Consider the following 22,611-nt stretch of genomic DNA (forward strand, 5'->3'; position numbering starts at 1 on the left):
CACCACCCCCACGTCCCCGAGCGCAGCCGCGCTCCCTCCGTGGACCCCCTCGACGCCCTCCACGCCCGCCGCAGCCCCGACAGCCGCCGTGCCCACGCTCGCGGCGGAGGCGCACCCCGAGACGCGGCCGCTCGCCGTGGACCTCGCGTCCCTGCCCCGGATCCAGGGGATCACCATCTCCCCCGACGGCCAGCACATCGCCTATGTTGTGAAAGAAACGCGGCTCGACCCGGATGCACGCCCCTCGGAGAGCGACACTTCCGGCGGCTGGAAATCCGAGGCGCAGCTCTGGGTGGTGGGGCGCGCAGGCGGCGCGCCGAGGCAGCTCACGCGGGCCGAAAAACCGGTCGGAAACCCGAAATGGCTGCCCGACAGCCGCGCCATCGCGTTCGTGCGCGCGAATGGCAACGGGCGCAAGATCCACATTCTCCCGCTCGACGGCGGCGAGGCCGAGGTGCTGGATGTGGGCGAGCTCGAGTTCGAGGACTACGAATTCGCGCCCGACGGCCGCTCCATCGCCTTCACCGCCACGCCGCCGCGCACCGCGGCCGAAAAGGAGGCCACGTGGCGCAGCGGCGGCGTGGTCGACGAGGGCAGCCGCTTCCGATCGTCGCAGCTCTGGGTCCTCGAGCGAGGCGGAAAAACCCCGCGGCGCGTCACCCCGGGCCAGGAGAATGTGTTCGCATTCCGCTGGTCGCCGGACGGGCGCAAGTTCGTGGTGCTCACCTCGCCGTCGGCGGAGCCCCACGACGCGAGCATGCGGCACTCGGCGCGGATCCTCAGCGCCGTCGACGGTGCCGTCCTCCGCGATTTGACCCGGGAGCCGCGGCCGCACGGGTTTGTCGCCTGGTCACCGGACGGGCGCCATGTGGCCGTGCAAAGCGGAAAAAACACGCTCTCGATGCTCAATGCGCTCCACGTATACGAGGTCGATTCCGGGCGGTCCTGGGACGTGGCGGACAAACTCGACGCCACCATTGCGAGCTTCGCCTGGTCGGGCGACAGCCGGAACCTGACCCTGGTCGTCGCCGAGCGGACCGGGACCAAGCTCGTGCGCGTCCCCGCCGCGGGCGGCAGCGCCACGCAGCTCGGCCGGACGCCGCGCCTGCTCGGGCCTATCGGCACGACCGACCGATCGGGGCGCTGGGCGGCGACCTTTTCGTCCTCGTCGACCGACCTTGGAGCCCCCACCTTGGTGGACCTGCAGACCGGCGCCCTGCAGGTGGTCGCATCACAATCGAACCGGATCGCGGGCTGGACGATTGCCAAGACCGAGGTGGTGCGGTGGAAAAACGCGGACGGCCTCGAAATCGAGGGGCTCCTCACGGTCTCGCCGCATGCGGGCACGGGCCCCGCGCCGCTCCTCGTCGCCCCGCACGGCGGGCCCGACGACGTGAGCCAGGACGGGTTCAACCCCTTCGTGCAGTACATGGCGGCGCGCGGCTACTCCGTCCTGCGCCCGAACTACCGCGGCAGCTTCGGCTACGGCCAGGCGTTTTACGCGGCAAACCGCGGCCGCCTCGGCGAGGTCGAGCTCGCCGACATCGAGAGCGGCGTGGACTCGCTCATCGCGGCCGGACGTGTCGATCCGCAGCGGCTCTATTATGGCGGTTGGTCCTGGGGAGGGTACGTCACCGCGTGGACCATCGGCCACACGCGCCGTTATCGCGCGGCGATGGTCGGCGCCGGCGTCGTCGACGTGGTGGCCCAGTATGCAGGGTCCGACATCAACCACGGAGACGCCGCGCAATGGGAGTTCCGCGGCGATCCCTGGAAGCAGCCCGAGGAGTTCGCCGACTCGAATCCGCTGCGCTGGCTGAGCAAAGTGGCCACCCCGACGCTGATCGCGCATGGCGACGAAGATTCGCGCGTGCCTCCCATCAACGGCATGCTCCTCTATCGCGCCCTCACCGACATCGGCTGCGAGGTGCGATTCCACCGTTATCCCCGCGAGCCGCACGGCTTCGGGGAGCCGGCCCATCAGGTGCATTTGTGGACCACCTGGGCGGCCTGGTACGCGGCGCATTAAGGCGAGAGCGGCAGCTCGACCCGGAAGTTCGAACCCCGGCCAACCTCGCTCGATAAGAAAACCCGCCCGCCGTGCGCCTCGACGATGGTGCGGGTGATGTAGAGGCCGAGCCCCAGTCCCCCGTAGTGGCGTGACGAAACGCCGCGGCGAAATCGCTCGAAGAGCTGCGCCTGCACCTCGGCCGGGATCCCGATCCCGTGGTCGGTCACCAAGAGGCGCGCGAGCTCTGCCTCCGCGTCGATCGTGATCTCGATGGGCCTGTCTTCCCCGAATTTGATGGCATTCGTGAGGAGGTTCGTCACCACCTGCTCCAGCCGGTGCGGGTCCCACCGGCCAATGACCGGCGCCTCGGCGCGCACGGTGAGCGTGCTGCCGGATCGCGCGATCTGGTCGCCGAGGTTGGCGACGACGTCGGCGACGAGATCACGCAAATCGACGAGCGAGGTGTTCAGCTCGAGCCTCCCCGCCTGGATCCGCGAGACGTCGAGGAGCATGTCGACGAGGTTGTCGAGGCGCTTGATCTGGCGCCCGGAGAGGGCGACCGCGGCGCGCACGCGCTCGGCGTCCATGCCCCGCGCGAGCCTCTGCTCGATCGATTGAATGGCGAGCTGCAGGCTGGTGAGCGGGGTGCGGAGCTCGTGCGAGGCGATGGAGAGGAATTCGTCGCGCAGGCGGACCGCCTCCTCCGCCGCGCCGCGCGCGCGTTGCTCGTCGAGCAGCAGCCGATCGCGCTGCTGCTCGGCTTGCACGCGCGCGGTGACGTCGCGGAAGCTCCAGACGCGCCCGACCACGCGCCCGCCGAACCGCTGCGGCTGCGAGTAACGCTCGAAGACGCGCCCGTCCGCGAGCGGGAGCACATCGAAGCTGCTCTCTTCGGGCGAGGCATAAAGAGCGCCGACCCTTCGCTCGAACGACGCGGGCTCCTGGAGCTGGTCGCTCACGAACGCACGGAACACGTCGTCCGAACCGGAGGCGAGCACGTCGTCGGGGATACGCCACATCTGCACGAACGTTCGATTGAAGCGCACGGCGCGCCGCGTGTCGTCGACGACGAGGATGCCGTCCGCCGTCGATTCGAGCGTGGCCTCGAGGAGCGAGTACGAATGGCGCAGCACCTCCTCGGCGCGCCTGCGCGCGGTGACGTCGGTCGCGATGCCGCAGATGCCGTAGGGTTTGCCGGCGGGATCACGGAGCGGAAACTTGACGCACCTGAAGGTGCGCATCTCGCCCGCGTCCCACGCCGACTCGTCGTATTCGAGGGCCCGGTTTTCACGCATGACGCGGAGATCGTGGGCGCGATATTCATCGGCCATCTCGCGCACGAAGAGCTCGTGGTCGGCCTTGCCGAAGATCTCCTCGCGGCGCATGTGGACGAGCTCCTCCAGGCCGCGGTTCACGAAGATGAAGCGACCTTCGAGGTCCTTGGCGAAGATGACGGCCGTCGTGTTGTCCACGATGGAGTAGAGAAACTGCTGGCTTTCTCGAACGGATTCCTCCGCGCGCCGCCGCTGCGCATTCTCCTGCGCGAGGTCCGCATAGAGGCGCGCATTCTCGATGGAGATGGCCGCCTGGGCCGAGAGCAGCCGGATCACCTCGACACGATCCGGCGTGAAGGCCGAGCGGGTGAGGTCGTTCTCGAGATAGATCACGCCGGCGAGGCAGCCCTTGTAGACGATGGGCGCGGCGAGCGAGGAGCGCGGCCGCGCGCTTTCGAACCAGGGATCACGCCCGAATGGCCCGTCGATCGCGCGGTCGTCGAGGACGACCGTCTCGCACGTGCGCGCCACGTAGGTCACGACGCCGACCGGCAGATCCGCGCGGCTTTCGAGGGGTGTCGCGCCGAGCGCGCGAATGGACGCCTCCCCGACGCGGTGCTCGACCTCGACGACGAGCCGTCCGTCGCGCAGGAGCAAGAGGACGCCGCGCCGCGCGCCGGCGTTCTCGACGAGGATGCGCATGAGCGCGTCGAGCAGGCGGTCGAGGACGATCTCGCCCGAGATGGCCTGGGAAGCCTTGAGGACCGAATCGATGTCGAGCGCGGCGGCCCCCGGTCCCCGCGCGCCGCGGAGGGTATCGCCGGGGACGAGGTCGGGGTATGCATGCTCGAGGCGCCGCATCGCCTCGGTCGCGCCCCATTGGCCATAGACCCGGTGGGCCTCGGTGAGGTATGCGCGGGCAATGGTGGTCTTGCCGAGCGCGCGGAAAGAGCGGCCCGCGAGCTCGTTGGCGAGCGCCTCGTCGTGGAGGTATCCGCCGCGCTGCGCGAGGGCGATCGCCTCGTCGTAGTGATCCCCCGCGGCGCGCGCGTCGCCGCGGGCGCGCTCGAGCTCGGCCCGGAGCAGCGCGCTCCTGTGCGCCAGGTTGTCCGGGCAGAGCTCCGCCCAGCGCGAGAGTTTTTCCGCAAAAACCTCCGCGCGGGCGAGGAAGCGCGCGCGCTCGTCCGGCGAGACCACGCCCGCCGCCTGCGTGAATGCGATGCCGGCATAACAATGGAACGCGGGGACACCGTGCCAGGCCGCCACGGTCGGCAGCTCGACGTTCAGCGGGAACGCGGCCCGCGCTGCTTCCTCGAATGCGCCCTGGAAGACGCCGAGGAGTACGACGTAGACGTTGGCGAAGAAAATCGTGCCCTGGTTGTCGACCCGGCGAGCCTCCTCGATCAAGACGTCGATGTCGATCCACGCGCCCTCGAGCTTGGCCGGGTGAGCGCTCTCGACCGAGAGCTTTTGCGCGAGCTGCCCGACCGCGGCGATCATCCAGGTGATGGCGTTGAACTTGTCGAGCTTGCATATCGGCTGGTAGCCACGCGCCTCGGCGAGGAGCTCGGAGAGCGGGAGGCCGCGGAGGAGGCTGTTCGTCATGCCGTTGACCGCGCTGTAGAACGCCCAGATGTACTGGCCCGTATCGAGCCCGGCGCGCATGCCCGCGACAAACGAATTCTTGCAGGCGGAATACCCCTCTCTCCAGTGCTGCACGAAGCAGCCCCAGATGTCGAGGAGCATCGCTTCGCTATTCTTGTCCGCGTAGCGCTCCGCGATGTCGATGGCGGCGCGGCCGAAGCGGTAGCCGAGCTCGATGTCGCCACGGCCGCAGAGGAATGCCCCGAACTGGATGCCCCCGAAGATCGCGTGCTTCGATAACCCGTGGCGCAACGTGTTCTCGACGAGCTTCGCGAGCGTGATGCTGAGGTTGTTGGGGCTCAAAAACCAGCAGGGGAGGAAAAGCTCCTGGAGCACGTCCTGCATGGCGCGGATCTCCGGGTCCACGAGCTGGGGCAGGTCGGGCAGCGCTTCGGGCGTGTTTTCCCAAATGAGATCCATCGTCGCCCGGATCTGGGTATCGACCATGGCTTCGTCGGGGAACGGGGGTAGGTCGAGCCCGAATGCGCAGAGGGCCGCGAGCCCCTCCGAGAGCGCGGCGGGCAGGTCGTTCCTCAGCACCTGCACGCTCAGCTTGAGCCGCAGCACCTCGGCGCGATCGAGCCTCCCTTCGGTGTGCTCGAGGCAGCGTTCGAGCTCGACGAGGCCCTCGTCGTGCCGGCCCGACAGCGCGAGCATGACGCCCCTCTTCTTCGCGTACGCGAGGCGCAAAACATGGTTTGACGTCCAAGCGTCGGGCGGCAGACACGGGAGGCCCTGCTCGAGGTAATGCAGGGCCGAGCAGAACGCGGCCGACTCCTCGGCGCGGAGCGCGGCGTCGAGGTTCATGCGCGCGAGGAGCAGGCGCTCGGCGCCGTCCGCGATGAGGTCCCCCGCGGCATTCAGGTGGCCGACGACGTCGAAGAGGCCCTGGCTGACCGAGAGATCGGTATGCCCCGCGAGGTACCGGCCGACACGGAGGCGGTATGCAGGCCGCTCCTCCTCCGGGATCATTGCATAAGCGCCCTCCTGGACCTTGTCGTGGGCGAAGCGATAGCCGCTCCGATCGGCGAGGAGCAGCCCCTCCTCGACGGCGTGCTCCAGGCGGCTGCACGCCTCCTCGGGCGAACAAGCGAGCAAGGCCGCGAGCACGTCGAGATCGAAGCGGCTCCCGATCGCCGCGGCGATCCGCAGCGCCTCCTGCGTCCGCGCTGGCAGACGCCCGATGGTGCGCACCATGAGGTCGACGACGTTTTCCGAGTATGCGAGCGCTTCGATCTTCGCGAGATCCCACCGCCACCCCGCGTCGAACGTGTACGTGAGCACGCCGTGGTCGTGGAGAGATTGAACCAAACGTTTGACGAAAAACGGGTTGCCACCCGTCTTTTCGAGCACGACGCCGGCGAGCGGGCCGGTGTCGTCGCGTTCGAGGCAATCGCCGAGCATGGCGAGCAGGTGGCGCCGTTCGAGCGGGGTGAGGACGATGTCGCGCACCGAGAGCCCTCCGCGCCTGAGCTCCGCGAGCGTCGCCATCAACGGATGCGCGGCCCATACCTCGTTTTCGCGATAGGCCCCGCAGAAAAAGAGCGCTTCGAGCGAGTCGTCGGCGAGCAGGGAGCGGAGCAATTCGAGGCTCGCGGAATCGATCCACTGCAGGTCGTCGAGGAAAAGTACGAGCGGGTGCTCGTACCGCGCGAACACCGAGACGAACCGCAAGAAGCACCGGTTCAAGCGGTTCTGGGCTTCGAGCGGGCTGAGCGCAGGGACGGGCGGCTGCGGGCCGATCACGTGGGATAGGGAGGGAATGACGTCGCAGACGACCTGCCCGTTTTGCCCGAGCGCCTCGCGGAGCGAGCTCCGCCACCGGAGGATACGCGCCTCGCTCTCGGCGAGGATCTGCCGCACGAGGCCGTCGAACGCCTGGATGAAGCCGCTGTAGGGCGCTGCGCGGTGGTATGGGTCGTGTTTGCCGCTCGTGAAGTAGCCCTTCTGGCGCGCGAGCGGTTTCAGGATCTCCTGCACGAGCGAGGACTTGCCGATCCCCGAATAGCCGGAGACGAGCACGATTTCCCGGCGCCCCGCGAGCGCGTTTTCCAGCGCGGAGGTGAGCGCCTGGATGTCTCGCTCGCGGCCATAAAGCTTCTGGTGCATCCGGAAGAGCTCGGCGCGATCGTGCTCCCCTGGCCGAAAAGGCTCGATGCGACCGCCGCTTTGCAGGGCCTCGCGGCAATGATGGAGGTCGGCGAGCAAGCCATCGGCGCTCTGGTAGCGGTCCTCGGCGTTTTTCTCGAGCAGCTTGAGCACGACACCGGAGATCGCCTCGGGAATGGTCGGATCGAGGCTGGAAGGGCGCGCGGGAGAGGCGGCGAGGTGCGCGTGGATGAGCTCCATCGGCTCGACGCCCTCGAAGGGGGGGCGGCCCGTGAGTGCCTGGTAGAGAATGGTCCCGAGCGCATAAAGATCGGTCCGGGAATCGACGCCGCGGTTCATCCGACCCGTCTGCTCGGGGGCGACGTAGGGCAATACGTCGACGAGCACCCGAGGTGCGTAGAGCTGCTCGTGCGCGCGGGTGATCTCGGCGTCGGCGCCGAATCCGGTGATCTTGACCGCGCCCCCCTCGCCGAGGAGCACGTTCCGCGGGCGGAGATCGCGGTGACCGAGCCCGTCGGCGTGCATCGCGGCGAGGCCCTCGGCGAGCGCGATGGCGAGATCGAGGGCCTCGCCCACGGGCATCCGGTGCGTGGGGCGCGCGGCGAGGGCCTCTGCGAGGTCGAGGCCCGGGAAGTCTTCGAGCACGACGACCAGCGCGCCCGCGCGCTCCTCGACGCCTCTCACAGCGACGATGCGCGAGGAGGCGAGGCGGGCGAGGCGCTCGTATTGCTGCTTGAAGCGCGCGATTTCGGCGGCGCGCGCGCCCTCGGGGCGCAGGACCTTGAGCAGAACGGCTGTATCGCCCTCGCGGCACGCGCGGTAAAGGGTGAAGTAGGCAGTCTCCTCGGCCTTCTCAGCGAACGCGTAGCCTGGACCGGCCATCATTGGAAAACCTCGCTCGACTGCCAGGCGTGGGCGCGAGCGATCTGTTTATGCCACAGGGGCGCGGCCTCGGGTCGGGTTTCGAGTCGGCCCGGTCGCGTGGGACCAAATTCCAGCGCCAGGCTCCCTGAGGTTTTCCGCACGGGCTACGTACATCCATGAAATGTTGTACGACTACGACGCCCGAACGAGCTCGCCCGTGTGGTCGCCTCCGCAGGCGAACGCGAGCCCGGATCCGCCCCGGGAACGGCCGGGCAAGCGGTTCCTCGCGCGGTATGGTGTCGCCGTCGCGGCCGTCGCTGTGGTGACGGCCATCCGGCTCGCGCTCGACCCCATGCTCGGGGAGGGGTCTCCGTTCCTCCTCTTCACCCTCGCCGTGATGGCCGCAGCCTGGTACGGCGGGCTGCGGGCGGCGCTTTTCGCCATGGTCCTGGCCGCCTTCTCGTCCACCTTCTTCATCATGCGCCCCCAATTCGAGCTCGGGCTCACGATGCCGTCGGCGCGCGCGCAGCTCGGGCTCTTCCTGTTCACCGGCGGCGGCCTGAGTTATTTGACGGATTCGCTCCACCGCGCCCGGATACGCGCCGAGGTCGCCGAGAAAAAAAAGCAGGCGAGCGAGGAGTGGCTGCGCGTCACGCTCCGGAGCATCGGCGACGGGGTCATCGCCACGGACGATCTCGGGCGGGTGGCATTCATGAACCCGTCCGCGGAAAAACTCACGGGGTGGAGAGCCGCGGACGCCATCGGTCATCCGCTCCGCGAGGTGTTCAGCATCGTGGGCGAGGCCGATCGAAAGCCCCTGGAAGATCCGGTGACGAAGGTCTTGCGGGACGGTACCGTGGTTGGGCTCGCCAATCACACGTTGCTGCTCGCCCGCGACGGACGGGAATACCCCATCTCGGATTCGGGGGCGCCGATCCTGGACGACGCCGGCCGGCTCCGCGGGGTCGTGCTCGTATTCCAGGACGGGACGGCCGAACGAGACGCTGCTCGGAAGCTCGCGGCGAGCGAAGCGGAGTTCCGCGAGGCCTTCGAACGAGCCGGGGTCGGCGAGGCGCAGGTGGACCCCGCGAGCGGGCGATTTCTGCGCGTGAACCACATGCTCTGCGAAATCACCGGCTGCACGGCGCACGAGCTCGCCGAAATGACGTTCCCCGAGCTCACGCACCCGGACAACCGGGCCGCGGATTGGGCGCGTTTTCAGGCGACCGTCCGGGGCGAGCGCCCCATGTTCGACAGCGATACGCGGTACATCCACAAGGATGGGCGGGAGATCCGGGTGCGCGTGACCGCCACCATCATCCGGAACGAGCGGGGAGAGCCGCTGCGGGCCATGGTGGTCTTCCAGGACGTGACCGAGCGGGCCGAGGCCGAGGAAGCGCTCCAGGCACGAAAAGCGCTTTTGCGGGCCGTCACCGATGCCACGAGCGACCTCATTTATGCAAAGGACTCCGCCGGTCGGCTCACGCTCGCGAACCCGTCCACGCTGCAAGTGCTCGGACGTACGGAGGAAGAGGCGATCGGGCGCCGCGACATCGATTTCGCCCCGCAGGCCGAGCAGGGCCGCCGCATTGCCGAGATCGATCGTTCCGTTCTGAGGACGGGTCGGGAGGTGACGGGCGAAGAGGAATTCGGGCTGCCGGGCGCGGTCCGGACCTATTTGACGACGAAGGCCCCGCTCCGGGACGAGAGCGGCGCCGTCGTGGGCCTGGTCGGGGTTTCGCGGGACATCACGGCCCGAAAGCAAGCGGAGGAGGAGGTGCGGAGGCTCAACGCCGAGCTCGAGCTGCGGGTCGAAGAGCGCACCCGGGCGCTCTCCGACGCGAATGCGGAGCTCGAGGCATTTTCCTACACGATCGCCCATGATCTCCGGGCCCCTGTGCGGAACATGCATTCCCTCGCCGACGCCCTCGTCGAGGATTACGCGGAGGAGCTTCCCCCCGAGGCCCGGGATTACACGGAGCGTATCGTGGGGGCCGCGGTCCGGATGGACAACCTCATCAAGGACCTGCTCGCGTACGCCCGGCTGGCGCGGGAGGCGATCCGGCTCGAACCGGTCGACCTCGACAGCGTCCTCACCGACGTCCTCGGGCAAATGCGGCCGGAGATCCACGAGCGCGCAGCCGAGGTGACCGTGGCGTGGCCGCTCGGCCGCGTGTTCGCGCATCGAACGACGCTCCGACAGGTGATGACGAACCTCCTCGGAAACGCGATCAAATTCGTGCAGGCGGGCAAGAAGCCCGTGGCGCGCGTGCGCGCCGAGGACCGCGGCGATCGCGTGCGGCTCTGGGTCGAGGACAATGGCATCGGCGTCGAGCCCGAGCATCGGGAGCGCATTTTCCGGGTATTCGAACGTCTCCACGCGCAAGAGGCTTACCCGGGCACCGGCATTGGCCTTGCCATCGTGCGGAAAGGCGCCGAGCGGATGGGCGGATCGTGCGGGGTGGAGTCCAATCCGGCTGGCGGGAGCCGATTCTGGGTCGAGCTGCCGAAGCAGGAGGATACATGAACATCGGGGACATCGGCGTGCTCGTGGTCGAGGACGACTCGACCGACGTGCTCATGATCCGCCGCGCCTTCAAGAAAGCTCAGCTCGTGAATCCCCTGCACATCGTGGACAACGGGGACACGGCGGTGGAATACCTGGCCGGGCGGACCCCGTACGACGATCGCGGGGCGTACCCGTTGCCGGCGTTGATCTTGCTCGACCTGAAATTGCCGCGGCGCTCGGGGCTGGAGGTCCTGGAATGGCTGCGGCAGCAGCCGGGGCTCAAGCGGCTCCCGGTCGTCGTCTTGACGTCGTCGATGGAGAGCAACGACGTGCGGAAGGCGTACGACCTCGGGTGCAATTCGTACCTGGTCAAACCCGTCAACTTCGAGGGGCTGCTCGACGCGGTGAAGGCGCTCGGGGTCTACTGGCTCATCCTCAATCGACGGGCGGACACGGAGGTCGCCTGAGCCCATGCGTTTCCTCGTGCTGGACGACAACCCGGACGACCGCCTCATGGCGATCCGGCTCCTCTCGCACGAGTTTTCGGACGCCGAGGCGGACGAGGTCTTCGACAAAGCCGGCTTCGAGCAGGCGATCGCGCGGGGCGGGTACGACGCCGTCGTGACCGATTACATGATGCGATGGACGGACGGCATTCAGGTCCTGCAGCTCGTCAAGCGCCACTGGCCCGATTGCCCGGTCGTCCTGTTCACCGGCAGCGGGAACGAGGAGGTGGCGGTCGAGGCCATGAAGGCCGGGGCCGACGATTACGTGGTGAAGAGCCCCCAGCGAATGCCCCGGCTGCCGCTCGCGGTCCGGCATGCGATCGACCGGGCCACGTCGAAGCGGCGGCTCGCGCAGGTCGAAATCCACCTTCAGCGGCTGACGGACGCGCTCGACGTCGGGGTGTTTCGCGCCACCCCCGATGGCGAGCTCCTCTCCTGCAATCCTGCGTTTTTGCGGATCGTCGGCCGCAGCTCGCTGGAGGAGGCGCGGGCGGGGAGCGTCAAAGAATTCCTTTCGCCGCCCGGACAGGCGGACAAGGTCCGCGATACCGAGAGCGGTCGGGCCATGGCGAAGCGCGAAATGGAGGTGCGCCGGCCGGACGGGTCGAGCATATGGGCGCGGGTGAGCGAGCGCGTGGGCGAAGAAGACGGCCGGACGGTGGTGGACGGGCTCGTGGAGGACATCAGCGAGCGCAAAGCGCTGGAGGAAGGCCTCCGGGCGCGGACCGAGGAGCTGCAGGAGGCGGACCGGCGCAAGGACGAATTCCTCGCCATGCTCGCCCACGAGCTCCGCAATCCGCTGGCGCCGATCCTCAATGCAGCGACCATCGTGCGATACAAGACCGTGGCGCTCGCGGACACGAATGTGCAAGGCGCCTGCGTGATCATCGAGCGCCAGGTCACGACGTTGTCGAGGCTCGTCGACGACTTGCTCGACGTGTCCCGGGTGAGCCAGGGGAAAATCACGCTGCACCCCGAAATCATCGACCTCAAGATGGCCGTGACACAGGCCGTGGAAATGGTGCGTCCGCTCGTGGAGTCGCGGAAGCAGGCGCTCGCGGTGCAATTGCCGTCCGCGCCGGTGCAGGTGCGCGCGGACCTCACCCGGCTGACGCAGGTCTTCACGAACCTGCTCAACAATGCGGCGAAATTCACTCCGCAGGGAGGGCAGCTCGGCCTGACGGCCACGCGGAAAGGGGCCGAGGTGATCGTGCGGATCACGGACACCGGCGTGGGGATCGACGCGGCGCTGCTTCCGCGCATTTTCGATCTGTTCACGCAGGGGGATGTGTCCCTCGACCGGACGCAAGGGGGGCTCGGCGTGGGGCTGACGCTCGTCAAGCGGCTCGTCGAAATGCACGGCGGCGCGGTGATGGCGGAGAGCGCGGGGGTGGGCGAGGGCAGCGCATTCACGGTCCGGCTGCCCGCGTCGAATGCGGATGCCGGGGACCACGATTCCGCGTCGCGTGAGGACGTCGAGGGGCCCGAGGGCTTGCGGGTGCTGGTGGTGGACGACAACCGGGATTCGGCGGAGACGCTTTCCCTTTTGCTGGACATGCTGGGGCACGAGGTGGCGCAGGCGCATGACGGCCCCTCGGCGCTGGAGCTGGCGCGGTCCTTCCGGCCGACGGTGGTCTTTCTGGATCTCGGCCTCCCGGGCATGGATGGATACGAGGTCGCGCGGCAGCTCCGCCGGGAGCCCTGGGGAAAGGAAACGTTTGTCGTCGCGCTGTCCGGGTATGGGCGGGACGAGGACCGGGAGCAATCACGAATGGCCGGATGCGATCTTCACCTGACGAAGCCGCCGGATTTCGATGTCGTGCGACAGATCCTGCAAAAACTCGTCAATGAGCGCGGGGGGCGTCCGGCTTGATCACCAGGGCCCGAGCGGCCCCGTCCGATCCCGCACGAGCCACGGCCAGGATCCGCGGATCAGGGTGACCACGCGATCGTCGACGATATGGCCGATGTGCCCGGCCGTGATCATCTTCGCCTCGACGCCCGCCCGCTTCAGAATGGCGAGCGCGGGCGGCGTCGCCATTTCGCAGTCCGGCGTGGAGCAAACGAAGAGGACACGCTTGCCGCCGCCGCGCGCGAACCGGGAGGCGCGATCGTCCGTCCACGAGCTTTGCCCACCCTCGCCGAGGACGACGACGGGGAAACGCGCGGGATCGTCCGCGACGATGGGCACGCCGAGGAAGGCGCCGCGGGAAAACCCTCCATAAATCATCGGCCCTTCGGCCACGTAAGGCCCAAAGCGCTCGCGGAGCGCTTTCAGGCCCGCGTCGATTTCGAGCTTCAGGTCCTCGGCCGTCGTGAACCCGTAGAGCGGCTCGGCGTGGTTGGGAACGCCGTGGGGGCAGAGGATGAACGGATATCCCTTCGTCACGCCGAGAAACTCGCCGCAAGCCCATTCCGGGCGATCTCGCGACCCATGCACACCAATCAGGACCGGCCGCGGCGACGTTGTCCCGATGGGCGCGGCGACCACGGCATCGAAGAACTTTTCGAGCCGGAGGCGCACGAGCCAATCGCCGCCGAGCGGCGGGAGCGCAGGGGCGGAAACGTCCGGCGTGCTCGATGCAGGCGGGGCCGCCGGCGCCGCGGACGCGGCCGTGGGCGTCGACGAGGCATTGGGAGCGCGGTCGCACGACGCGCAGAGGAGCGTGGGCGCGCTGAGCATGGCGCCTATCGCGAGGACGCGCGGCCGAGAGGGCATCGGGAGAAGCGTAGCGCGTCTTCGGTCTCCGCGCTCCCGCCGCCTTACTTGCCGCGCGGAAAGGGTGTATCTTCCTGCCGCTCCCATTTCCTTCCAAGCCGTTGGAGACAGCCATGCCCATTCGACGCTTGCTTCCATTCGTTCTTCCGCTCGCCGCCTTCGCCTTCGGCTGTGGCTCGACCGAGCCGAGCCCGCCGCCGCCCGACGAGGGCGAGCCCGGTCCGCTCGCGGTGACGACCGACAAGGGGCCCATCGAGGGCTCGCTCGTCGGCTCGACGCGCGCATTCCTCGGCATCCCGTATGCAGCGCCGCCGGTCGGGGATCTGCGCTGGAAGCCGCCCGCCCCGCACGCGGCGTGGACGGAGACGATGAAGGTCACGACGCCGGGGCGCATGTGCGCGCAGCGCAATGCGCTCACCGGGGATTTCGTCTCGACCTCGCAGGAGGATTGCCTGACGGTGAACGTGTGGACGCCCGAAAAACTCGCGAGCGCGCCGCGGCCCGTGCTCGTGTGGATCCACGGCGGCGCATTCACGCTCGGCAGCGGCGGCGATTATTCGTACAACGGGCAGAACCTGTCGGAGACGACCGGTGCGGTGGTGGTGACGCTCAATTACCGCCTCGGCCCGTTCGGCTTCCTCGCGCTGCCCGAGCTCGAAGCGGAGGACGCGGCGCACCCGTCCTCGGGGAACTACGGAATCGAGGATCAGCGGGCGGCGCTCGCGTGGGTGAGGGCCAATGCGGCGGCGTTCGGCGGCGACCCGGGCAATGTCACGGTCTTCGGCGAGTCGGCCGGTGGGATCAGCGTGTGCCATCACCTCGTGTCGCCCGAGAGCAAAGGCCTGTTCCAGCGTGCCATCATCGAGAGCGGCCCGTGCGATTCGTTCCTCGGCAAGGACAAGGCCACGGCGCAGGGGGCCGATCTGCTCGCGGCGCTCGGCTGCGAGGGCCCGGACGCGCTCACATGTCTCCGGAGCCGATCGACGGAGGAGATCATGACCGCGCTTCCGAGCAGCGCGGATCTGATCTTCGGCGACGGCGCGAAATGGTTCCCGGTGCTCGACGGCTGGAACCTGCCCGACGCGCCGAGCAAGCTGCTCGCGGAGGGCCAATTCGAGAAGGTGCCCACGATCGTCGGCGGCAATGCCGACGAGGGCTCGCTGTTCTTTGCGCTCGCGAATACGATGATCGCGGACGATGCAGCATTCGAGGCCCTCGCCGAGCAGCTCGTCCCCGGGCACGGCAAGGAGGTGGTCGCGCAATATCCGAGCGCGACGTATGGATCGGCGCAAAAAGCGGCGGCGGCTGCGGTCGGGGACGCGGGGTTCGTTTGCCCGACGCGGCAGGCGGCGCGCTCGCTCGCGAAGGCGGGCGTGCCCACGTTCCACTACCATTTCACCTACGCGCCCAAGGGCGCGCTGCTCGGGGACATCGGGGCGTTTCACGCGGCCGAGCTGAAATACGTGTTCGGAAACCCCGGGCAGCTCGCGCCGCAGGCGCTCACCGACGAGGAGATCGCCTTCTCGAAGGTGATCATGGGCTACTGGTCGCGGCACGCCGCGAAGGGGGATCCGAATGGAGAGGGGGCGTTTTCGTGGCCGGCGTATGATGCCGAGAAGGACGAGAGCATCATCCTCGACATGACGGTGTCGAAGCAGGCGGGCGTCCGGAAGGACAAGTGCGACTTCTGGGATACGATGCCGAGCTTCACGCCCTGACCGGGAATGGCCGCGGCGGCGGGGGGCTCACTCCGCGAGCAGCTCTTCGATCACCGCGGCCATCGCATCCGGATCGTATTCGTGGCTCGCGTACCGGACCGTGCCGTCCTTGCCGACGATCACGTCGACCGGGAAGGGATTGGGCCCGACGAAGTTCGTCGTGACGGCCGTGTACGTGCTCGCGGGCTCCTCGATGCCGAGCGGGAACGAGACCTTGATGTTCTCGCAATAAGCCTGCACGTCGCCGATCTTGTCCGTCGTCTCCCGCGGATTCAGGGCGACGATTTCGAGGCCCTTGTCCCGGTACGACTGCCAGAATCGCTCCTCCACGTCCGGCAGGTGGTTCGCGCAGACCGGGCAGAACGTGGCGAAGTAGCTGAGCAAGAGCACCTTCCCGGCCGAAGCTTCCGACGTCCACGTCGTGCCGTCGAGCATGGTCGCCGTCGTGGCAGGCAGCGGGCTGCCGACGGTCACGCCGGGCGCATTGCCGACGAGGTAGGCCTTGCGCACCGGGGCCGCGGGGTCGTCGGAGACGATATGCAGATACCCGACCTCCTCCTCGGCGGACGAGGCGACGTACGTCACCTCGAGCGAGAACGTCTCCCCCGGCTCGATACGGGCCTGCTTCGGCTCGACGCTGAAGCCCTCTCCGCTGATCCAGTTGTCCACCAGCGTGAGCGGCGCCGTGCCCTGGTTCGTGACCGGGATCTGGATCGTCTTCGAGGCGCCAGCCGCGACCTTGCCGAAATCGAGGCGGGCAGCCGTCTCGGGCAGGCGAATGTTGGGGGCGAGGCGGTCCGGTTCGAGGCGGTACGAATACGGGTTTTCCCAGGCGCCGATGAAGACGTCCTGCCCCCGCGCGGCCACGCCGAACGTGCGCATCGTCGGCAGCTCGCGATCGGCGTCCTCGTAATCGAAGGGCCGCGGAATGCGGACGGCGGCGATGAAGCGGGGAGCCTGTGGCGTGGTCACGTCGTAGACGCGCACGTCGTTCCACGCAGCCACGAAGATGCGGCCCTCGGAGAACGCGACGCGGAGCGCCGTGCCGGGCATCTCCGCCCGGCCGACCACCTTCGGGCTCGCGAGGTCGGAGATGTCGACCACGGCCACGCCCGCGGAGCCGGCGGCCACATATGCGAAATTGCCGTCCACGACGACGCCGCGCGCCTGGCCGCCGACGGCGACGCGGCCGAGCTCGACGGGCTTCGCCGGATCCGTGGCGTCGACCGTGGCAAACCCTCCGAGGCCGTCGGCGACGAACACGTGGTTGCCGCGCGCGGCGATGCCCCACGCATTCGTGAAGCCGCCGAGGCTCCCGACGCGCGCGAAACCATTGGCCGCGTCGTAATCGTACACGCCGAGGCCATTCTCGTGCAGGCCGACGAAGATGTGGTGGTTCGCGACGTCGACGCCCTCGTAGCTGATGCCGGGCTCCTGAAGGACCGGGAGCTGCACGGGCGCCTCGGGATCGGTGATGTCCCAGCCGCTGAGGAAGGCCGGGTTGCGGATGTTGCCGAGGTGCGTCGTGAAGACGAGGTTCTCGTCCCACGCGAGGTGTTTGCAACCTGGCGTGCGCGAATCGCCGGGGATCGTATGCCGGAGGCCCTCGCCCGTGAGGGCCTCCATGTCGTTCGCGTGCTCGGCGTTGATCACGTTGAACGTGTAGCTGCAATTGAGGAGCAGGTTGTCCTCGCGGATACGCACCTCGTCGGTATGGCTACCGACCTCGGCCAGGCTCTGGAGCTGGACGAGCGGGCTCAAGTAATGCCCCGGTTCGAGCGCGGTCGGGACGCATTCGCGCCCGACCGCCTGGGTGCCCTCGCCGCACGAAAGGCCCGGGGTCGCGGACGGCGGCGGGGCGTCGGAGCAGCCGGCGACGAGCAGGAGCGAAGAGGCGCCGAGGAGCGCGGCGCGGGCGCGGGGGATCGTTCGTACCAAGGAAGCAAGCGTCATCATCGTGCCTTTCTGTGCCAGGTCACTCTTTTGATATCACGAGCCAAGTCAGCTCGGAAATGCCTACCTGCGGCGCCGTCGCAACACTCGTGCCATCGGCCTCGCCCGGGACCGGCTCGGAGAAGGCGCCGTCGATCTCGCTGATCGTTCGAAACCGTACCTTCGTCCCCGCGGGTAAATCCGATGGGGCTCGGACCGCAATGGGAGAAGAGCTCACGGTGGCAAAGGGATGCAAGGCATATACGGCGACGAGCGCCTCGCCCTCGGGCACGACCGACGGACAAGCTTGGGACGGCGGGATGCGCCGCGCGGCGACGTCGACGAGCGTATCACCGAGGTAGGGCGTGAGATCCGCGACGCGCAGGGTCAGCACGACGCCGTCGCCGGCCATGAGCGATTGCGGATCCTGGGCGGCAGGCCCGAGGAGCGCGCCGTCCGGGAGGCTCGGGACGTGGAGGGATCCGACGTCGATCAGGGAAGAATCGACGATACGCACGGGGCAAAGCGCAGCGGATTTCCGAGGCGTGGCGGTCGGGTCCGGCAGGGTCTTCAATGCGACCTCGGCCGTCGGCTCGATCGGGAAAAAGAATGAGCCGTCCGGCTCGGCGTCGCCGAAGAGGCAAAGGGTCGCCATGCAGGCGAGGACTTTTCCGCCGCCGATCGGCTGATCCGCGTGGTCCTTCAGGATTCCCGTGATTCCGGGTCCCATGGGTGTGGAGCCGTCGGAGCCGGCGTCCGTTTCGATTGGGTTGCCGCCGGGCGGCGGGTTTCCGCAGCCGGCGAGGAGGGCAAGGAAAGCATAAATGGGGATGCTGCGCATACATTCACCGAAGTGCCGCTCGGCTGGAGTCGCGGCCGTCGGAGCATTGCATGATCGGAATGGATACGCAAATCGGGCGGCTGCCCGGGGTATGGATCGGGGTCGACCCATCGAGGAGCGAAACCGTGCTCTCCCCCCGAGGTTTTACCGGAGGCCCGTTGCACACGGACGTACGCTCGGCTAGGTGGCGTCAGCATGCGCGTCTTTGCTGCCACGCTCGGCATGGCCCTCCTCACGACGCTCTCCGGTTGCGCCTCGGCGCCGCGCGGAGTCGCCGCGGACGTCGATCAGCTATTGACGGAGATCCGCGAGAATTACGGTTACCTCGAGGAGCAATCGATCGACTGGGACGCCGTGCGCCGGCGATACGCCGCGCGCGCGGCCGATGTGCGCACCAAGGCAGAACGGGTCGCCCTCTTCGAGGTCGTGCTCGACGAGCTGCACGACGCCCACGCGCACCTCGGCACCAATACGAAGCATTCGTATCGCCTCGTGCCGAGCGGCGCGGATCTGTGGGCCGAGGTCGATGGCACGCGCGCGATCGTCACGCAGGTCCGGCCCGGCAGCGCCGCGGCGCGGGCGGGACTGCGGGCGGGTCAGGAGGTCCTTGCGATCGGCGGCGTCCCCGTCGCGCGAGCCATCGCGGAGCGGCTCGGCATGTCGAGCGCCGACCCCGCGGCGCATGCCTGGGCGCTGCGCAGCCTCCTGGCCGGGCGCCATGACGAACGGCGCCGGCTCCGCGTCGCGACGGCCGCAGGTCCGCGCGATGTCGAGCTCGACGCCCCCGAAGTCCCGTCCGGCGACGGAATGCTCGAGCAGCGCCGGCTCGCGGGCGGCGTCGGTTATCTCCGGATCCACAATTCCCTCGGCGACGACGCGCTGGTCCCCGCATTCGACGCCGCGCTCGCCGAGCTTGGCGATTGCCGCGCGCTCGTCCTGGATTTGCGCGACACCCCGAGCGGCGGCAACACGGCCGTCGCCGAGGCGCTGCTCGGTCGCTTCGTGCGGGAGCCCCTGCCCTACCAGAAGCACGAATTGCCGGGCGTCGGCTGGCAGGGGCGCAGCCGGGTATGGGTCCAGTACGTGCTGCCGCGTGGCCCTTTCACATACGAAAAACCGCTCGCCGTGCTCGTCGATCACTGGACCGGGAGCATGGGCGAGGGCATGGCCATCGGCGTCGACGCCATGCGCCGCGGCGTGGTGGTCGGCACGGGCATGGCCGGGCTCAAGGGCGCCATTACGTCGTCGACCCTGAACCAAAGCGGGATTCGCTTCGCGATCCCGGTCGAGCGGCTCTTCCACATCGATGGCACCCCGCGGCACCGCTGGCTCCCGCCCGAGCGTGTCGATCTCATCGGCCACGATGCGCCGGGCGAGGACGCGATCCTCGCGCGCGCGCTCGAGATCCTCGCGTCGCCCTCCCTCGAGCCTGGTCAACGACGCGGCGATTCGCCGCCCTCGCGGCCATAAAAAAGGACCCAGACGGCGAGATCGTCGGTGAAATCGACGAATCGATCTCCGTGGAGGTCATCTTACCGCAGGCGGCGAAATTTCTGGCGAGACTTCTCCGCCGTACGCTCGTCCGGGTCGCCCGAAAAAAAAACTGCGACCCAGGGACGCGACGAGCATCTCCCAGGCGCTGGGCCTGTTGCGGGCGGCGCCGCGCGGCGCCGTGAGCACGCCGACGCCCGGGGTAGACGAGCATGAACACCAGACATCAATCACGTCCTTCCTTTGCGAGCGCCCTGCATTGCATGGCCCTCGCCCTTGCGCTTACCGTCGCGCTGGTTTTCCCGCGCGAAGCGGCTGCCGCGACGACCATCGCCGGCGGCACCATCGCCACCCAGACCTGGACCGCCGCGGGCAGCCCCTACAACGTCCAGGGGGACGTCACGGTGCCGAGCGGCGCCTCGTTGACCATCGAGGCCGGCACTGTCGTGCGGTTCGCGAGCAGCGACGGGCAATCCGGCGGCTCCGACACGGCCCGCGTCGAGCTCATCGTGCAGGGGCAACTCAACGTCAATGGCACGGCCGCGAGCCCCGTGCAGTTCATGGCCCAGAACGGGTCGGCTGTGGGCACGTGGTTTGGCATCCGCGCCGGTGCGGCGAGCGCCGTCACCATCTCCGGCGCGTCGATCGCCCATGCGAGGCAAGGCGTCACCTCGAGCGCGGCGGGCATGGGTCTCGCCGTCTCCGATACCACGATCACCGCCACCACATATGGCTTCTACCTCCTCGCCGGCACGCCGACGCTCACGAACGTGAGCGTCAGCGGCGGCTCGGTCGGCATCGACATCGCGGGGTCCGCCGCAGCGACGATCAACGGCTGCACGATCAATGACAATACCAACCGCGGCATCAGGATCTTGACGACGGGCGTGGCCGCGGTGAACACCATCAACAACTGCGTGGTACGGAATAGCTTTTACGGGCTCGATCTGTCGGCAGAGTCGAACGCCATCTCGACGGTGAACATCACGGGCGCCACGATCCATGAGCAGTCCCGCGGCGTGTCCGCCTCCACGTCTTCGGGCGCATCGACAACGGTGAACCTCAAAAACTCGAACGTGACGGACAACACCACCGGCATCTACGGGGCGGGCGGCGCGGCGACGGTGAACGTCACGTATTCGAACGTCTGGGACAACACGACGAACTATTCGAATGTGACCCCCGGCCCGGGGTGCTTCTCGGCGAACCCGCTGTACGTGAACCCGCTGTCGGACCTGCGGATCACGTCGAATTCGCCGTCGAGGTTCGCGGGGGACGCGGGCCAGGACATCGGGGCGCTGCCGTACGTGAATGACGCGACGCCGGGGTATCACGGGACGCTCTGGACCGATACGACGCTGACCTTGGCAGGCTCGCCATATACCGTCGCGGGGGACATCACGGTACCGCCGGGCCGGAAGCTCTCGATCGAGCCGGGCGTGGTGGTGAACTTCTCGAACGGCGACATCATGAAGGCGGGCACGGACACGGAGCGCGCCGAGATCCGGGTGCGGGGGACGCTGGAAGCCATCGGGACGGCGGCCGCGCCCATCACGCTGCGCGCCCTCGTGGCCGCAGCGCAGAACTGGTATGGCGTGCGGGTGCTGTCGGGCGCGACGGCGGCGACGCTGACGCACGTGAACGTGCGGTACGGGTACAATGCGATCCATTCGAGCGCCGCGGGCGGCGTGCTCGGGCTTTTGAACGTCACGACCGATACGTCGTTTTACGGCCTGCGTCTCGATGCGGGGGCGCCGCTCATCAAGAATTTCACGACCAAGAGCAACGAGAACGGGATCCGCGTGGAGGGCAATGCGTCCCCCACCTTCTCGGGCCTGACCGTGAGCGACAACGAGTGGGATGGCGTGGATTTCTTCCCGAGCAGCGGCTCCACCACGTTGACGATCGAGAACGGGCTCTTCCGCAACAACTGGGATAACATCAGCATTTACGCCACGAGCAATGCGACCGGCACGCTCAACGTGACGAACACGACGGTCCACGGTCCAGGCGCGTTCGGCGTGAGCCTGAGGGCGGATACGAATGCGACGGCGATCGTGAACGTCAAGAACAGCATCATCATCGGGACCACGACGGGCATCTACCGGAACAACGCGACGGGCACGACGACGGCCACCGTCACGTACACGAACGTCCTAGGCACCGAAGAGAACTACGATAACGTGGTGGCAGGAGCGGGCTGCATTTCGCAGAACCCGGGCTTCGTGAACGCGCCGTCGGACCTGCACCTGGCCATGGGCAGCCCGTGCATCGACAAGGGCACGTCGGTGGGCGCCCCCCTCACGGACCTCGACGGCAATGTGCGGCCGATGGACGGGGACGGCGCCAATGGCCCCGCGGTCGACATGGGCGCGTACGAGTTCGTGCCTCCGTTCTATTGCGGCGACGGCATCGTGAACGGCGCCGAGGCGTGCGACGACGGCAATGCATCGAATACGGATGCGTGCCTCGTCACCTGCAAGAATGCGACGTGCGGCGACGGCTTCGTGCAGATGGGCGTCGAGGCGTGCGACGATGGCAACCAGATCGACAACGATGGGTGCCGGAACAGTTGCAGCCTGCCGGGCTGCGGCGACGGCGTCGTGCAAGCGGGCGAGGAGTGCGACGACGCGAACGCGTCGAACGACGACGCATGCACGAACACCTGCAAGACGGCCAAGTGCGGCGACGGGCACGTGCAGGCGGGCGTCGAGGCGTGCGACGATGGCAACGTGTCGGATGCCGATGGTTGTCTCAATACCTGCGTGCCGGCCAAGTGCGGCGACGGGTTCGTGCAGGACGGCGTCGAGGAATGTGACGACGGCAATGACGTGTCCGGCGATGGTTGCACGTCCGATTGCAAGACCGAGTCGATGGGAGTAGGCGGTGCTGGCGGTGCCGGCGGCGCGGGTGGCGCGGGTGGCGCGGGCGGCAACGGTGGCGCGGGCGGCGCGGGCGGCGACGGCGGCGCGGGTGGCGCTGGCGGCGCTGGC

General features: G+C 68.3%; 11 protein-coding genes. 7 read left to right on the forward strand and 4 right to left on the reverse strand.

Annotation, left to right across the window (positions count from 1 at the left end; genetic code table 11):
* The first annotated feature begins 88 nt into the window (after positions 1-88).
* On the forward strand, positions 89-2,029 hold the full coding sequence (locus QHF84_RS46720; RefSeq protein ID WP_281320127.1) for a S9 family peptidase: 1,941 nt from the start codon (positions 89-91) through the stop codon (positions 2,027-2,029).
* Here the strand turns inward: QHF84_RS46720 and QHF84_RS46725 are convergent.
* On the reverse strand, positions 2,026-7,923 hold the full coding sequence (locus tag QHF84_RS46725; protein ID WP_281320128.1) for an AAA family ATPase: 5,898 nt from the start codon (positions 7,921-7,923) through the stop codon (positions 2,026-2,028). The genes QHF84_RS46720 and QHF84_RS46725 overlap by 4 nt on opposite strands.
* 160 nt (positions 7,924-8,083) lie before the next feature.
* Between QHF84_RS46725 and QHF84_RS46730 the strand changes: the two genes are divergently transcribed.
* The 3 genes from QHF84_RS46730 to QHF84_RS46740 are packed head-to-tail and all read left to right on the forward strand — an operon-like array spanning position 8,084 to position 12,790.
* Positions 8,084-10,429: a PAS domain S-box protein gene (locus QHF84_RS46730; RefSeq protein ID WP_281320129.1), complete on the forward strand. Its 2,346-nt coding sequence runs from the start codon at positions 8,084-8,086 to the stop codon at positions 10,427-10,429.
* Positions 10,426-10,878: a response regulator gene (locus QHF84_RS46735; protein ID WP_281320130.1), complete on the forward strand. Its 453-nt coding sequence runs from the start codon at positions 10,426-10,428 to the stop codon at positions 10,876-10,878. The genes QHF84_RS46730 and QHF84_RS46735 overlap by 4 nt, the downstream gene beginning before the upstream one ends.
* A 4-nt stretch (positions 10,879-10,882) precedes the next feature.
* Entirely contained in the window at positions 10,883-12,790 is a 1,908-nt protein-coding gene (locus QHF84_RS46740) for a response regulator (RefSeq protein ID WP_281320131.1), read from the forward strand.
* Here the strand turns inward: QHF84_RS46740 and QHF84_RS46745 are convergent, their stop codons facing one another.
* Complete coding sequence (locus tag QHF84_RS46745) at positions 12,791-13,636, reverse strand: hypothetical protein (protein WP_281320132.1); 846 nt, start codon at positions 13,634-13,636, stop codon at positions 12,791-12,793.
* Between the two features lie 113 nt (positions 13,637-13,749).
* Between QHF84_RS46745 and QHF84_RS46750 the strand changes: the two genes are divergently transcribed.
* Entirely contained in the window at positions 13,750-15,354 is a 1,605-nt protein-coding gene (locus QHF84_RS46750) for a carboxylesterase/lipase family protein (RefSeq protein WP_281320133.1), read from the forward strand.
* Between the two features lie 27 nt (positions 15,355-15,381).
* Here the strand turns inward: QHF84_RS46750 and QHF84_RS46755 are convergent, their stop codons facing one another.
* Together QHF84_RS46755 and QHF84_RS46760 are read right to left on the reverse strand one after the other, a co-directional pair.
* The gene (locus QHF84_RS46755) at positions 15,382-17,310 is read right to left on the reverse strand and encodes a redoxin domain-containing protein (protein ID WP_281320134.1); all 1,929 of its coding nucleotides are present in this window, start codon (positions 17,308-17,310) and stop codon (positions 15,382-15,384) included.
* A 19-nt stretch (positions 17,311-17,329) separates the two neighbouring features.
* On the reverse strand, positions 17,330-18,016 hold the full coding sequence (locus tag QHF84_RS46760; RefSeq protein ID WP_281320135.1) for a hypothetical protein: 687 nt from the start codon (positions 18,014-18,016) through the stop codon (positions 17,330-17,332).
* Between the two features lie 306 nt (positions 18,017-18,322).
* Between QHF84_RS46760 and QHF84_RS46765 the strand changes: the two genes are divergently transcribed.
* Together QHF84_RS46765 and QHF84_RS46770 are read left to right on the forward strand one after the other, a co-directional pair.
* Entirely contained in the window at positions 18,323-19,597 is a 1,275-nt protein-coding gene (locus tag QHF84_RS46765) for a S41 family peptidase (protein WP_281320136.1), read from the forward strand.
* A gap of 233 nt (positions 19,598-19,830) precedes the next feature.
* Positions 19,831-22,611, forward strand: a 2,781-nt coding sequence (locus tag QHF84_RS46770; protein WP_281320137.1) for a DUF4215 domain-containing protein, incomplete at its 3' end; no start/stop codon positions are given.

Origin of the sequence: Polyangium sp. y55x31 (genome assembly GCF_029946505.1) — a bacterium.
GTDB lineage: Bacteria > Myxococcota_A > Polyangia > Polyangiales > Polyangiaceae > Polyangium.